Source organism: Paenibacillus paeoniae (genome assembly GCF_003388735.1).
Classification (GTDB): Bacteria; Bacillota; Bacilli; order Paenibacillales; family Paenibacillaceae; genus Pristimantibacillus; species Pristimantibacillus paeoniae.
In genome coordinates this window covers 406,483-421,916 of the sequence record NZ_QUBQ01000003.1, presented here as the reverse complement: position 1 = coordinate 421,916, position 15,434 = coordinate 406,483, and the positions used below count along the sequence as shown (strand labels likewise).

Annotated in this window: 13 protein-coding genes; 5 read left to right on the top strand and 8 right to left on the bottom strand. The window is 51.4% G+C overall.

What is annotated here, in order from left to right; translation table 11 throughout:
• Positions 1–58 precede the first annotated feature (58 nt).
• From DX130_RS18135 to DX130_RS18120, 4 genes are read left to right on the top strand one after another with little or no spacing between them, the layout of a single operon-like run.
• Complete coding sequence (locus tag DX130_RS18135; RefSeq protein ID WP_116047744.1) at positions 59–934, top strand: carbohydrate ABC transporter permease; 876 nt, start codon at positions 59–61, stop codon at positions 932–934.
• A complete protein-coding gene (locus DX130_RS18130) occupies positions 934–1,770 on the top strand; it encodes a carbohydrate ABC transporter permease (RefSeq protein WP_116047742.1) in 837 nt (278 codons plus the stop codon). The genes DX130_RS18135 and DX130_RS18130 overlap by 1 nt, the downstream gene beginning before the upstream one ends.
• Positions 1,771–1,788: 18 nt before the next feature.
• Positions 1,789–3,873 carry an amylo-alpha-1,6-glucosidase gene (locus tag DX130_RS18125; RefSeq protein WP_116047740.1) on the top strand — a complete coding sequence of 695 codons (2,085 nt, stop codon included), beginning with the start codon at positions 1,789–1,791 and terminating at the stop codon, positions 3,871–3,873.
• Between the two features lie 4 nt (positions 3,874–3,877).
• A complete protein-coding gene (locus DX130_RS18120; RefSeq protein ID WP_116047739.1) occupies positions 3,878–5,491 on the top strand; it encodes a glycoside hydrolase family 13 protein in 1,614 nt (537 codons plus the stop codon).
• A 169-nt stretch (positions 5,492–5,660) separates the two neighbouring features.
• On the opposite strand, the gene pdxR is transcribed toward DX130_RS18120, so the two are convergent.
• Entirely contained in the window at positions 5,661–7,091 is a 1,431-nt protein-coding gene (gene pdxR / locus DX130_RS18115; RefSeq protein WP_116047737.1) for a MocR-like pyridoxine biosynthesis transcription factor PdxR, read from the bottom strand.
• A gap of 146 nt (positions 7,092–7,237) precedes the next feature.
• Between pdxR and DX130_RS18110 the strand changes: the two genes are divergently transcribed.
• Positions 7,238–8,101, top strand: a complete 864-nt coding sequence (locus tag DX130_RS18110; protein WP_420818534.1) for an arylamine N-acetyltransferase family protein — start codon at positions 7,238–7,240, stop codon at positions 8,099–8,101.
• Positions 8,102–8,212: 111 nt separating this feature from the next.
• Here DX130_RS18110 and map read toward each other — a convergent pair whose 3' ends face one another.
• The 7 genes from map to DX130_RS18075 all read right to left on the bottom strand — a co-directional run bounded on the left by map (position 8,213) and on the right by DX130_RS18075 (position 15,428).
• Positions 8,213–8,965 carry a type I methionyl aminopeptidase gene (map, locus tag DX130_RS18105; RefSeq protein ID WP_116047734.1) on the bottom strand — a complete coding sequence of 251 codons (753 nt, stop codon included), beginning with the start codon at positions 8,963–8,965 and terminating at the stop codon, positions 8,213–8,215.
• 134 nt (positions 8,966–9,099) lie between these two features.
• Positions 9,100–10,134 (bottom strand): NAD(P)/FAD-dependent oxidoreductase, encoded by a 1,035-nt coding sequence (locus tag DX130_RS18100; RefSeq protein WP_116047732.1) that lies wholly within the window; start codon positions 10,132–10,134, stop codon positions 9,100–9,102.
• 168 nt (positions 10,135–10,302) lie between these two features.
• Positions 10,303–10,491: a hypothetical protein gene (locus DX130_RS18095; RefSeq protein ID WP_116047731.1), complete on the bottom strand. Its 189-nt coding sequence runs from the start codon at positions 10,489–10,491 to the stop codon at positions 10,303–10,305.
• Between the two features lie 177 nt (positions 10,492–10,668).
• Positions 10,669–10,869, bottom strand: coding sequence for a hypothetical protein (locus DX130_RS18090; RefSeq protein WP_116047729.1), 201 nt, complete (start codon positions 10,867–10,869; stop codon positions 10,669–10,671).
• 171 nt (positions 10,870–11,040) lie between these two features.
• Positions 11,041–11,478 (bottom strand): PaaI family thioesterase, encoded by a 438-nt coding sequence (locus tag DX130_RS18085; protein ID WP_240644564.1) that lies wholly within the window; start codon positions 11,476–11,478, stop codon positions 11,041–11,043.
• Complete coding sequence (locus DX130_RS18080; RefSeq protein ID WP_116047727.1) at positions 11,475–13,604, bottom strand: long-chain-fatty-acid--CoA ligase; 2,130 nt, start codon at positions 13,602–13,604, stop codon at positions 11,475–11,477. Before DX130_RS18080 ends, DX130_RS18085 begins: the two co-directional genes overlap by 4 nt.
• A 15-nt stretch (positions 13,605–13,619) precedes the next feature.
• Positions 13,620–15,428, bottom strand: coding sequence for an acyl-CoA dehydrogenase family protein (locus DX130_RS18075; protein ID WP_116047726.1), 1,809 nt, complete (start codon positions 15,426–15,428; stop codon positions 13,620–13,622).
• Positions 15,429–15,434 lie beyond the last annotated feature (6 nt).

Genomic DNA, 15,434 nt, shown 5'->3' with positions numbered 1-15,434 from the left:
GTTTTCTCTCTTTGAACTTCCGTACGGACCGAAATTACTCCGAAATGAGTGAATGCACATGAATGCGAGCAAAAATAGAGCCTGGTACGCTTTATTTACATTGCCCCTGCTTACGATTTTTTCCATCGTTGTCCTCATCCCCTTTGCCATAGGCATCTATTACTCCTTCATTAGCTGGGACGGTATCCCGGCCAATCCGAAGGTATTTGTGGGTTTCGACAACTACGTTCATATCTTCCAAGACGAACGTTTTATGAAGTCGGCTTGGCTCACGATTAAATTTACATTTCTAGCTCTTATCATTGTCAATGTCATGGGCCTTGCCCTATCTCTGCTTGTGACATCCAAGCTGCGCACAAGCAACATTGCAAGAACATTGTTCTTTATGCCGAACCTGATCGGCGGCCTGATTTTAGGTTACATCTGGAAATTTATTTTTACCGATGTATTCAAGTATGTCGGGGAAAATACAGGCATGGGCGGCGTCTTCTTCAACTGGCTGCTTAATCCCGATTATGCCCTGTACGCGATTGCGGTCGTGTTTGCATGGCAGATGGCTGGTTATACCATGATTATTTACATTGCGGGAATTCAAGGCATTCCTGATGACATGATGGAAGCGGCGAAGGTCGATGGAGCCAATGCTTGGCACAGACTGACCAAGATTATTTTCCCGCTGCTGATGCCATCCTTTACCATTTGCCTATTCTTGACGCTATCCGGCGCATTCAAAATATTCGATGTCAACCTGTCGCTCACCGGCGGCGGTCCGATCAACTCCACTGAAATGTTCGCTATGAACATTTTCAACGAAATCTTCGGCTATAGCCGTTACGGTATCGGTCAAGCGAAAGCGATTGTCTTCTTCGTAATTGTAGCCGTAGTAACGCTTGTTCAGGTGTACATCACGAAGAAAAGAGAGGTGCAAATGTAATGAAGAAAACAAGCAAATTTATTCTGGAAGCCTTGCTTGTCGTCATCGCCATCCTCTTTTTGTCGCCGATCTACATCATGATCGTGAACTCGTTCAAAACTCGATCCGAGCTGTACGAGAACGCTCTGGCGCTGCCATCCTCCTTCAGCTTTGAGTATTATGCTCAAGCGATGCAGAAGATGAACTTCCTGACGGCGTTCGGCAACTCGTTGTTCGTTACGCTCATCTCTCTTCTGTTCATCGTGGTGCTGGCCTCCATGACTGCATGGATGCTCGTACGCTCGAACAACAGACTGAGCCAGATCATTTTCATGGTGCTCGTATCGACCATGCTTATTCCGTTCCAGACACTTATGATGCCGCTTATGCAGGTCATGGGCTGGATTGGCAATACTCTGCATATCCCGATGCTTAATACGCACGGCGGCCTGATCTTCATGAACGTAGGCTTCCATGCAAGTATGGCTGTCTTCTTGTATCACGGCTTTATCAAGTCTGTTCCAATTGCGCTCGAAGAAGCCGCTACGCTTGACGGCTGCACCAAGTTCGGCGTATTCTGGCGCATCGTATTTCCGATGCTGAAGACGATCACGATTACCGTTGCCATTCTGGACGTCATCATGATGTGGAACGACTATCTGCTCCCATCCCTGACTCTTTCGGATAAAGGCTTGCGTACCATTCCGCTTTCCACGTTCTACTTCTTTGGAGAGTTTACGATTGTATGGAACCTGGCGATGGCCGGCCTCGTGCTGTCCATTATTCCGGTTGTCATCTTCTATTTCATAGCACAAAAACACATCATTAAAGGTGTCGCCGAAGGCGCAGTGAAGTAAGCAGGAGGAACTGACAACATGAATAACTGCGTAATGAAAGAAGGAGATTTGTTCTGCCTGACAGCGCCTAACGGAGATATGTCCGCAGGCTCTGAGGACGGTTACGGTCTCTATGCAAGAGATACTCGCTTCCTGAGCGAGATGGAATTGAGAATGAATGGAGAGCTGCCGGAGCTGCTCTCCTCCCATCTGGACCAAAGCTACTATACTAAGCTTCGGCTTATGAATCAGACGAAAGACGTTGGTGCAATGGAGATTATCCGGGAGCGCTATATCTATGAAGGATCGCTGCATGAACGAATTACCGTGACGAACTTCTTCCCGGATGCCAGACCAGCCGATATCGATATGTTGTTCGGAGCAGACTTTCAAGATATGTTCCTCGTTCGCCGATACCGTACCGGCGATGTTGGACATGTCAGTCATACCGAGTACAACAGGGACGGCATTACACTGCAATACTCTGGCAAAGACGACATGGAGCGTTTCATTCATATTCAGTGGGATTCGGAGCTTGCCGATGTGAGTGAAGCCGGGCATGTCCGGTTCAACCAGGTATTGCAGCCGCGCGAATCGGTGTCCATTCATTTTATGATTACGCCAGACTGGGAGGCGCTTCACAAGAGGTCCCTCCCTCCCTTCGAGAACGGATTGGCTTCTCTTGCCGAGAACTACCGATCCTGGAAGGAAGATACGATGACCGTGGACACGGATCATCCTGCATTCCAGCGCGTATTCAGCCGCAGCGTACAGGATCTGAAGATGCTGCTGACCGATTATGGCTATGGCAAGATGCCTACAGCAGGCTTACCATGGTTTGCTGCACCGTTTGGCAGGGACAGCTTGATTACTTCCCTTTATATGCTGATGCTGCAACCTGAGACGGCCAAAGCAACCTTACGTACGCTTGCTTCATCGCAAGGCACCAAGTATGACGCTACGCGAGACGAGCAGCCGGGCAAAATCATGCATGAAATGCGCTTCGGTGAACTAGTAGCTTCGGGACAATCCCCATTTGGTCCTTACTTCGGCACCGTCGATGCGACACCGCTATTTCTCGTGGTTCTCGCCGAATACGTGAAGTGGACAGGTGATCTGGCACTGGTCCAAGAATTGACCCCCGCTGTCTCGAAAGCGCTGGCTTGGATCGACGAGAACAGCGAGCAATACGGCGGCTTCCTCTCTTATCATCAAGAAGCGGAGCAAGGCTTCCCGAATCAGGGCTGGAAGGATTCGCCGAATTGCATCGTCCATCCAAGCGGCGAGCTCGCCACCTCCCCTATCGCGCTAAGCGAAGTTCAGGGTTATGTCTATTACGCCAAGGAGCAGCTTGCCGCTATCTATGACCACCTCGGAAATGCCGAGCTGGGAGCGAAGCTGCGACAAGAAGCCCTTCAATTGCAGACTCAATTCGAGTCTCGTTATTGGATGGAAGAAGAACAGTATTACGCCATCGCATTGGAGCGAGACCAGAATCCGGTTCATTCCGTCACCTCCAATCCCGGTCATTTGCTCTTCTGCGAGCTGCCGAAGAAGGTACGCGCGGCGAAAGTAGCCGAGCGCCTAAGCTCACCTGATATGAACGGAGGCTTCGGTATCCGTACGATGAGTACAGATGCCGCTGGCTACTATCCGATGAGCTATCACAATGGAAGTGTATGGCCTCATGATAACGGATTTATCCTGCTCGGCCTAAGCCGTCTCGGCTATGAAAGCGAAGCCGTGCAGCTGATTGATAGCTTATTGGAAGCTTCACGCTCCTTCGCGGACGCAAGATTCCCTGAGCTGTTCTGCGGTTATACCAACGAAGGTGAAGGCGTCGTTCCTTATCCGACGACATGCTCACCGCAAGCTTGGTCAGCGGCGGTATCCGTCGTCATCGCGCAGACGGCGCTGGGATTGTTCCCGGATGCCTTGAAGCGCATGATTAACCTGCATCCTGCTCTTCCTGAAGGCATGAACAAGCTGAAGATCGAACGAATTCCCATTGGCGAAGGCCATCTTAGCATTGAAGTACAACGATTAACGACGAATGATGACCTGCATGTGAATGTGCTCAGCAATACAACGGGCTATGCGGTTGAAGTTGGAAAGGGTAGATAACAACATGAATAAAACCTGGTGGAAAGAAGCAGTCGTCTATCAAGTATATTGGCGCAGCTTTTATGACAGCAATGGCGACGGATACGGAGATTTGGAGGGCGTCTATCAGAAGCTGGATTATATTCAAAGCTTGGGCGTAGACGTCATTTGGCTCAATCCGTGCTACGAATCACCTGACGTGGACAATGGCTACGACATCGCGGATTATCGTTCCGTTATGGCGAAGGCCGGGACGATGGGTACATTCGACAAGCTTTTGTCAGCCGTACATGATCGCGGAATGAAGCTCATTATGGACTTGGTCGTGAATCATACATCCGATCAGCATTCCTGGTTCAAGGAGTCACGTTCTTCGATCGACAATTCGAAACGCGACTATTACATCTGGCGCAAGGAAGCGAACAATTGGCGCTCCTACTTCGCTCCGTCCGCTTGGACATACGACGAAGCCACGAGCGAATACTACTTCCATTCCTTTTCCTCCGAGCAGCCTGATCTGAACTGGGAGAACGAGAAGGTTCGCGAGGAAGTATATAGTCTGATGCGCTTCTGGCTAGATAAAGGAATTGACGGTTTCCGCATGGACGTCATCAACCTGCTGGCCAAGATTCCAGGCTTCCCGGACGCTGAGAACCCATCCGATATTTCTTATCTGGGCAACAACCCGGGGATTCACGAATACTTGCAGGAAATGCATGAGAAGGTGCTCCAGCATTACGATGCGTTCACTGTTGGTGAGATTCCGTTCGTCAATCCTGAGGACGGCTTGCTCTATGTTGGCGAGGATCGCAATGAATTGAATACCATGTTCCACTTTGAAGTTTGCGACTATATGGCTTATTGGGACATGAAGCGCTTCAAGCAAATTCAGGCTCGCTGGTATGACGGCATGTGGGGCAAGGGCTGGAACTCGCAGTTCCTGAACAACCATGATCATACACGGGTCGTGACTCGCTTCGGCAACGATGCCGAATACCGGGAACAATCCGCTACCTGCTTTGCAACTCTGATTCATACTTTGCCGGGCATGCCTTATGTATACCAAGGCGAGGAAATTGGCATGACAGGCATCCGCTTCTCCTCCATCGACGAATACAACGATATCTCGATGAAGAACAAGTACAAGGAAGAAGTCGGCAAAGGCCGTGATTCGGAGGAAGTACTGAAAGAGCTGCAGCATCTGTCGCGCGATAATTCTCGTACGCCAATGCAGTGGGACAGCTCGCAGCAAGGCGGTTTCACGACTGGTCAACCGTGGATGGGCGTCAATCCGAATCACAAGGCGATCAACGTCGAGCAAGCTTTGGCGGACCCAAATTCCGTATTCTACTACTATAAGAAACTTATCGAACTGCGCAAGCGCAATGAGGTCATGATATACGGCAGCTTCACTACTCATCTTGACGATCATGATCAGATCTATGCTTATACCCGTACGCTTGGCGACGAAGCTTGGCTCGTCCTTCTGAACATCTCGGAGCAGCCGGCGACCGTCAATACAGCAGATTGCGGTGCAGCTGAGCTGGGCGATATCGTCATCAGCAATCATTCCGCAAGAACCAATCAAGAAACCGTGATGGAATTGCAGCCCTACGAGGCTGTTGTCTACCGCGTATAAGAGCATGACACAACTACCCGCAAGGCGGACACTCTACAAGTGCCCCTTGCGGGTTTTTTATCGTTAGGGGTGCCCAATTCCATTCACCTTATTTCCTCTTCAACAATCCGATAGTTAAAGTTGCCATACCGTACAGAATGACCTAAGACTAGACAGAGGCAGCGTTCAACTATATCCCCTTCCAGGCTTCGTGAAGCAGTTTAATGCCCTGCTCCATCTCCTTCTCGTTAATTCCGGCGAATCCGAAGTAAACATTCGGATTTGCCCTTTCATGTGGCCCATTCGTCATCCACAAGTGCCCAAAATCATAGACGCGCACACCTGCCTTTGCCGCACGCTCCAGCAATTCTGCTGCACTGTGACCTGTTCGCACTTCTACCCCAATATGAAGTCCGGCGCTATGCCCGGTTATAGTCACTTTATCGCCAAAATTCTGGCTCAATAACTCAATTAAATGATGATGCTTTCTCCGATACACCTTGCGCATTCGCCGGATATGTCGATACCAATGCCCTTGCTCGATAAAGCTCTTCATCGCCATTTGATCAATTCTTGAAGGAATCAGCATTAAGTGGCGGAAGGACTCCAATCGGGATGACAGCTGACGCGGCAGCACCATATAGTTCATACGGAGCGCAGGGGTGAACGCTTTGGAGAACGTACCGATGTAGATTACTCTTCCGTGCCGGTCCAAACTTTGAAGAGAGGGAATTGGTCTGCCCTGATACCGAAATTCGCCGTCATAATCATCTTCGATAATATACGAGGCCGTAGCGTTAGCCCATTCAAGCAGCCTCTCCCGCTCCGCATACGGCATAATGCTTCCCGTAGGGTATTGATGAGAAGGCGTCACATACACAGCTTCCGCTCCACTTTTCTTTACCAATTCCACTGAGATGCCTAGATCACCTACGGGAACAGGCACTACCTTTAATCCTTCATGCAGCAATTGCTCTCGCACCTTCCGAAATCCTGGTTCTTCTATCGCTATGCTGCTGATGCTGTCAAGCAGTGCCGTCAGGAGTCGGATGCTGCTGGCAATGCCTACGCTGATGACGATTTGATCAGGCGTGCACTCCACTCCCCTCGCCTGTCGCACATAATCCGCCAGCACAGAGCGCAATTCATACTCACCTTTCAGATCGCCATAGCCGCAATAGCTGGCAACCTTGCTCTCCAACGTATCATGAAGCACTTTCTTCCACGTACGCACGGGAAAGGCCTCTTTATCTACGGCTGCAGGGTCAAAGTCAATAGTGATTGGGTACGGAGGAGCTGGGGTATCTCTGAGCGGCAGACTGTCTGATCGCAAGCTTTCACTTTCTGGATGAGCCAGCCTATCCAATGGAGAAGCTACATGGGGCGCAACCGCATATAAACCCGATCTTGGCTTGCTTACGGCATACCCTTCTACTACAAGCATCTGATACGCGGTCTCTATAGGCGTCTTGCTGCAATTAAGCTGTGCCTGTAGAGCGCGTACAGACGGCAGCTTCGTTCCATTGCGTATAATGCCGTTTCGGATATGATCGCGAAGTTGACTGTATAGCTGCATATATTGCGGCTGATCCGTCTGGTCGGATATGACAATTTCAATCATTCGTTTGTTCCTCTCTTCCATCTGTCTTTTATATCGTTGCCAATCTGACCGTTCAATAAAAGTCAGTTCCAGTATAAAATAAGATCAACGACGCAACAATCATCATTTATTCCGCTAATCATTTACGTCTTTAAGGAGGGATTGTCATGTTAACGAAATCTGAGGTCAAAGGCTATTTGAATCGATTAGGTATTTCCGAGATCGAGAAGCCTACTCTTCCATACCTGTTCCAGCTTCACCGCGCACATGTAGAGCGCCTATCCTGGCAGTCTCTCGATATATTCGCAGGTCGCCCTGCTTCCATCGATCCGCAACAATCCTTATCGCTCATCTTGAACGGTCGCAGCGGGTATTGCTTCCACTTGAATGGTGCCTTCAGCATGCTTCTGCGTTCGCTAGGATATCGCGTTGCCTGGCATCAGGCCGGAGTTCAGCCCATGGGAGAGTCACCACGTGTGAACGGCTTTCATCTTGCCCTTACCGTTACACTGTTCAATGACCAGCAGCAAGAAGAGCGATGGATCATTGACGCCGGTCTTGGCGACATGCCTTATGATCCACTGCCGCTAGCTGCCGGCATTCATCAACAAGGGCCTTATACGTACAAAGTGATGGAATCCGATGTGGTCGCTGGGGGATGGAGACTGGAGCATGATCCGAAAGCAACCTTTCTTGGGGTCGACATTGCACCAGCGGTCATAGACCAAATCTCAGCCTTTGTTCCGAAGCATGAGCATTACAGCACCTCGCCTGAGTCACCGTGGGTCAATACCTTTTTGCTGCGCCAAAGACACGCGCAAGGCAGCAACGAGCTTCGAGGCTGCATATGGGCACAAAGAGATGATCATGGAATCATAAAAACCGAGCTTCGCACACAATCCCAGTGGCTTGACGTGTTAGGAGACGTATTCGGAGAGACGATGGTCGCCTACGACATGACAGACCGTGATGCTATATGGAGCAAAGTACGCTTGCAGCATGAGGAATGGAAGCACCAGATGAATGCATAAAGGATGCTCCTTACACATTCACTAAAGTCAGAAAGAGCGCACCCAGCAGGGTGCGCTCTTTCTTTTAAGAGACAGCTATTCAACATTCAATTGACCGTTACACCTTTTTTACTAGTCCCATCGAGTAAGTACAATCGGTCCATCCTTTGTAATCGCGATAGTATGCTCGAACTGGGCGGACCAGGAGCCGTCCACCGTTCGGGCTGTCCAGCCGTCGCGGGCGATGTAGACATCGGCACGTCCCGATGTAATAATCGGCTCTACTGTCAGCACCATGCCTTCCTCCAGCTTGACGCCTTGGCCTGGTGGACCATAATGCTCCACATTGGGATACTCATGCATTTGACGTCCGATACCGTGACCGACGAACATACGCACGACATTGTAGCCTTCCCGCTCTGCCCGCACCTGGACAGCATGCCCGATATCTCCGATATAATGGCCCGGCTGCGCCATCTTAATGCCGTCTTGCATCGCTTGTTTCGCCACACGCAGCAGCTTCTCCGTTGCAGTCGTCGACTTGCCAATAATATACGTCCAGGCGGAATCCGCCTTCCATCCGTTCACATCCGCTACCATATCAATCGTAACCACATCTCCGGATTCCAGCGGCTCCGTATCGGGAAATCCGTGACAGACAACATCATTTACGGATGCGCAAGTGGCGTAGGGATAGCCTTTGTATCCCTTCTGTGCGGGCGTGGCTCCGCGATCCAGCATGAACCGCTCAACGAATCGATCAATCTCCCTTGTCGTCACCCCGGGCGCAAGCCGCTGAGACAATGCCTTGTGGCATGACGCAACGATACGTCCCGCCTTGCGAATCCCTCTGATATGTTCGCGGGTCTTTAATTCCACCGCCATGTGCGTACCTCCTTCTTAGTCGTGGATAACAGATATTGGGAGTCTATGCTTTACCCTATTCCACGAACCCAGAACTCATGCAAGGCAATGGCGGCGATTCTGCGAAAGATTTCAGAACTTAACGAATGACAAGTCTAACTATGCACCTCAAGCTGCTTGTTCTTCTCCTTGAACCGATCGTTATGAGAAGACACATACGCATAAGGAGTCGCTTCCGGCTCCAAATAAACCTTGGCGCTATTCAGCGCAATAATCGCATCTGTGAACGTTCCTGCAATCAGCCCAACCTTGCTTTCGTGTCCTACAAAGTCACCTGCTCCGAATATGCCGGGAATGTTCGTCTCCATCTTAGAGCTTACATTCGCTTTCCATTCGCCCATATCGAAGCCCCAATCCCGAATCGGTCCGAAATCTGTCTTCATCCCGTGGTTGACGATTACCGCATCCACATCCAGCTTAATCTCTTCCTCCGTCTCCACATGCTTAATGGTCACCTGCCCGATCGATTCCCCATCGGCACTATGTAGAGCACTAACGGCATGTAAAGTCCGAACATCGGCCGAGGACTCCTTCATCATGGTTACGTTGCGCTCCAGACCTCCGAAGGTGTCGCGGCGATGGACAACCGTCACGCTGGCTGCAACCTTCACCAATTCATTCGCCCAATCGACCGCAGAGTCCCCGCCGCCAGAGATCAAGACCCGTTGGCCGCGGAAGGTCTCCAGATTTTGCACTGTATAGTACAGGTTCGATACCTCATAACGGTCCGCACCTTCAATTTCAAGCTTCGTCAGCTTTCGAATACCGTAGCCGCAGGCCATAATGACAGAGCGCGTATGATGCAGCTGTCCGCTTGCTGCAGTCAGCACAAACGTCCCGTCTTCCTGACGATCCATTCCTACAATTTGCTCACCCATCACGAGCGTTGGCTCGAAAGTCATGCCCTGCTGGATAATATGCTCCAGAAGTTTCTCGGCACGCATCGGAGGCACACCGCCAACATCCCACACAATCTTCTCCGGATATAGCAGCATCCGGCCACCTAGCTGATCCTGAGCCTCGATGATTTTGGTCTTCATCTCCCTCATGCCGCTGTAGAAAGCCGTATATAATCCGGCGGGCCCTCCGCCGATAATCGTCACATCATAAAGCTCCTGCTGCTCGTTCATATCTTCCTCCCATAGCGCCTATAGATACGCTTATCTCTGCGGTAATGATAATCATTATCTAAACTATACCTTAACTGATAGCAATTCTCAATAAAACATTCATTTTTTTGCAAACAAAAAGGCTTCGTCACCCAAACCTCGGGTAAGCAAAGCCTCTAAATGTTAATCTCATCCGACCGAAGAGTTGATTCTGCCCAGTTCATCTTCCACCAAAGACGTTAACTCATCCTCATACCCGCCTGTGATGCGGTATTTGCGAATATAATCCTTCACAAATTTCCGCGGATCCTTAGGCTGGAAAATTCTCGTAAGTTCTTTCAGGCTTTCCTTGACTTCATTCTGGCTATGTTTCGCCATGAAATCTCCTCCCTTATACGATGGATGGTCGTCCTAAACAGCAATATCCGAGAACGTATGCGGCTCTTACACCGCAAGAACCCCCTTCGGTGCAGGCAACTCCATGGCCAATGAGTCACAATGTTTTCACTTTTCTTACTATTATATCATTTTGACTGCGAATAGGAAAGTGAACAATTACGTTCCCCCTGTGGATTCACCTTCGGATTTGGATTGTTGATCGCCAGAAAGACCGTCAGAAGGCGAGGATTCGGCATCCGGTTGGACTGAAGCTCCCCCTTTTTCCTTGCGCAGCATTCGCAAATACGCCACGACGCCAACGATACCAACCGCGATACCGAATGCTAATAACACCGTTGTAATCCAGCCCTCCGCCATCTCCTCGCCCTCCTTTCATTTATCATTAATATCGGTTCATTGTGCCCTGCGCTTGATGTACAAACTGCACAAGATTACTTCCAATATTTTCTTCAATTATATCGAACTCAAAAATTCCTGGCAACCAATGGAACTTTATAATGGTTACTTCCATTTCCTTCGTAACACCCTTTAAATGAGCCGATATGCCCCGCTCCCCCAAGCAAGCAGCTTCCCATCCTCATCTTTCACTTCAGCTTGCAACGTGATCGTTCTCCCCGAACGATGCAATAATTCCGCTTCACACAGCAGCAAGCCGCTCGATGTGCTGGCTAGAAAATGTGTGTTCATATTAGCGGTAACTGCACGACCCGTTGTCTCAGCCAGCATCACCACCAAACCCATGGCATTATCCATTAGCGACATCAGCACACCGCCATGAACGATGCCAAGCAAATTTAGATGGGATGGAATCAAATCCAAGCAAATCGTTGCTTTTTGACCGTCCGCCTTGACGACTTCGCAGCCGAGCAATCCCCAGAACGTCTCTTGGGCACGTTCGGCTAGCCGAGTCAGCTGTCCGGCATCATCGGCTTGCTGGTGAAACCACTTCTCATCCATCTCCTTCATTCCTTATCGTCCCCCAAAACATTGGTCGACTCCATATCCTCCTCGGCCAGCTTGCGCCTAAGCACCTTGCCCACCATCGTTTTTGGAAGCGTTTCCCTAAACGCATAGTATTGTGGCACCTTAAAAGCCGCAAGTCGTTCTCGGCACCAGCGGTCCAACTGACTGCGCGACACCTGCCAGCCCTCCTTCAGCACGATATAAGCTTTCACCGTTTCCCCTCTATATTCGTCCTTGACGCCGAGTACCGCGGCTTCCCTCACGGCAGGATGCTCGAACAGCACCTCCTCGACCTCCCTCGGATAGATATTAAATCCGCTTGCAATAATAACATCCTTAATCCGGTCCATAATTGTAAAATATCCGTCTTCGTCCATGGTTGCGAGATCGCCCGTTCGAAGCCAGCCGTTGCGAAGCGCATCCTTCGTATCCTTGGGGCGGCTCCAATAGCCCTTCATCACTTGCGGCCCCCGTATAATCAGCTCGCCGAGCTCTCCCGAAGGAAGCAGCTTGCCGGATACAGGGTCCATAATAGCGGCGTCGGTATCCGGGAACGGTACGCCGATGGTTCCGATCTTCCGATGCCCCCATATGGGATTGGCATGCGTAACCGGCGTTGCCTCTGTAAGGCCGTAACCCTCAATCAGTCGCCCATCGCTAAGCGCCTCGAATTGCTCCTGCACCTCCAGCGGCAGTGCAGCAGAGCCGCTTATACAGACGTTAATGGAAGACAAGTCGAACTTGGAGGCATTGGGATGATTAATTAGGGCAACATACATCGTAGGCGCTCCAGGGAAGATCGTAGGCTTCCGCTCGGCTATCGTCTTCAGAACCGTCTCCGTCTCGAATCGGGGCAGTAGGATGAGCGTCCCTGCCTTCAAGACGGACATGTTCATGGCGACCGTCAGCCCAAAAACATGAAATAACGGCAGTGCCGCAAGAAACCGCTCCTTGCCATCCTCCGCTTTGTAACACCAAGCCGAGGTCTGAAGTGAATTCGCTACAAAATTGGCATGCGTCAGCATAACTCCTTTAGGCGTACCCGTTGTGCCTCCCGTATATTGCAGGGCCGCCAGCTCATCGCCTTTGCCCAGCTCCGGCAAGCTTACGTTAGGTCCCGTTCCCTTCAGCAAGCTGCGGTACGCGATAACACCCTCTTTCCCGTAAGGGATATTGGAGCGAAAGCCCTCCTTCCGCTGCTTGATCGGGTACAGCATACTTTTCGGAAACGGCAATCCGTCCTTGAGAGACGTCACAATAATATGTCTCAGCTCCGGTATAGGGCCTTCCTCCGGAATTTCGCCGCGCACGCGGGACAATCGGTCATAGAGGAGATCCAGCGTAATGATCGCTGACGCGCCGCTATCCTTCAACTGATGCTCCAGCTCCCGCTCTACATATAAAGGGTTAGTCTGCACGACTACAGCTCCTGCGAATAGGACGGCATAATAGGCGATTACCGCCTGCGGGCAATTGGGAAGCATAATGGCAACCCTGTCTCCCTTGGCGACTCCCCGCACCGTCAGCTCCTTGGCTAATCGAATTGCAGAGACATGAACTTCTCGATAAGTCACTCTTTTGCCCATGAAATACACCGCGTCATGATCCGGGAACCGCTTAGCCGCATCCGACAGAAACTCCGCTATGCTGCAGTCCGGGTACGTCAGTGTCGCTGGAACTTCATCCGGATAATACTTCAGCCATGGTCGTACAAGCGGCTGCTCCTCCGCCGCAGGCTCCTCTTGCTCGGCATCGCTTAGCTCCGGCTCAAGCTCCTGCTGATCATCCTCGCCTTGAACTATTTCCTGTTCCCGTCCCTCTTCCGTATGTTCAGTATGCGCATCCTTCGACTCATGCGTCGCTTGCGGCGCTTCATTATGATCAAGCTCCGCGTCTTCCGTAATCGGCTCGGTCTGCTTTTTCTCCTGTGACAAATCGACTTCAACCTCCTGCGCAGAGTCTTCCACATTTGTCACAGGATCTTCCGCTGGCTGTGCAGGCTCTGATTCGATAGCGGAGGCGGTCTCCGGAATCCCGTCGGAGCGTGCTTCCTCCTCGGCTCCGGCCACCTCCTCCTCAACTGGCGATTGTGCGGGTACAAGCGGGTCTTCAGGTCTATGCGATTCCATGCTGCCTCTCCCCCTCTACACGACATATTGCTCACTTCGAATCACTCTGGCCGCAATCTCCCTCTTCAGCGCGATCGTATTGACGAGCGGTGCCCGCATCAGCTTCTTCAAGATGGACAACTGCATCTGCAAGCCATCTCCGCTCTCCAGAGCAGCCAGCGCAGTTTTGGCAAGGCCTTCTACCTTCTCCATAGCCTCCTGAATGAATACCACGGTCATCGTCTGCGCAAGCTCGGCTTGCTCCGCGTTCCTGCTTCCGTTCCTGCCCTGCATCTTCTGCGTCCGCAGCAAGACGCTCTCCATCGCGAATGTCTGTATCATCAGGTCGGCTAATACGCAAAGCACCTCCTGCTCTTGTTCCAGCCGTAAGCCAAGCTTCTGAATGGCAAGCCCGCCGATGGCAAGGAACGTTTTTTTCGCTTGGCCAACCCGGTAAGCTTCCTTCTCCAGCGGCTCAGTGAATAGCGGCAGCGGCATAGGCTGCAATAGCACGCCCTGCAACGTCTGGGCGCTTTGGAGCAGCGGCAATTCACCCTTCATCGCCTTCTTGAGCAGAGTGCCCGGAATGAGCATGCGATTGATTTCGTTCGTGCCTTCGAATATCCGGTTAATGCGTGAATCCCGGTAGATCCGCTCCACCTTGTATTCTCGGATGTACCCGTATCCTCCGTGAATCTGCACCCCCTCATCGACGACGGCGTCCAGCGTCTCCGAAGCAAATACTTTCACCATCGAGCATTCGATCGCATATTCGCTTATTGCTTTGGCGGCTCTTCTACCCTCATCGACAGCTGACGATTCGCCCTCCTCCCCCGCCTCCACATCGGACAGTCTAAGCGTGTCGTCGATAAAACCGGCTGTGCGATAGAGCAGACTCTCCAGAGCAAACGTGCGAATATTCATGTCCGCGAACTTGGCGGCAATGAGGGGAAAGCCCGATATAGCCTGCCCGAATTGCTTACGCGTGTTGGCATAACCGGAAGCGAGCTCAATCGTCTCCTTGGACGAACCGAGACATGCGGCTCCCAGCTTGAAGCGTCCAATGTTCAAAATATTGAAGGCAATATGATGCCCCTTCCCAACCTCCCCCAGCACATGAGAAATGGGGACGGCAACATCCTCGAAGAAGAGCGGGCAGGTTGATGATCCCTTAATGCCCATCTTATGCTCCTCAGGACCGACACTGAACCCCGGCGTATCCCGTTCGACAATAAAAGCGGTGAACTTATCGCCATCCACCTTCGCATAGACGATAAAGAGATCGGCGAAGCCGGCGTTCGTAATATACAGCTTGGAACCGTTCAGAATATAATGCTTCCCATCACCCGACAGCTTTGCCGTCGTCCGAGCTCCAAGCGCGTCAGAGCCCGATGCGGGCTCCGTCAGACAGTAAGCCGCGATCTTCGTTCCCGTAGCGAGGTCCGGCAAATACTTACTCTTCTGCTCCGGCGTTCCGAAAAACACGATCGGCAGCGTCCCGATGCCCGTATGCGCGCCTACTGATAGCGCAAAGGAAGAAGAACGCGCCAGCGTCTCCGCCAACAAGGTTGTGCTAACCTTATCCAGCCCTATGCCGCCGTACGCCTCCGGGATGTCCGCGCCAAGCAAGCCCAAATCTCCAGCCTTCCGCATCAGCTCCACGGTCAGCTCATAATTCAGAGCCTCGATTTCCGCATCCTTGGGAACGAGCTCCGTCTCCAGAAACTGCGAGGCGGCATGATGCATCAACCGTTGTTCTTCTGTGAAGTCCTCGGGCGTCACGACCGCTTCCGGCTTGCTGTCTTCAATGATGAACCGTCCGCCGAATCGTCTCGTATCCGTCATGCCAAT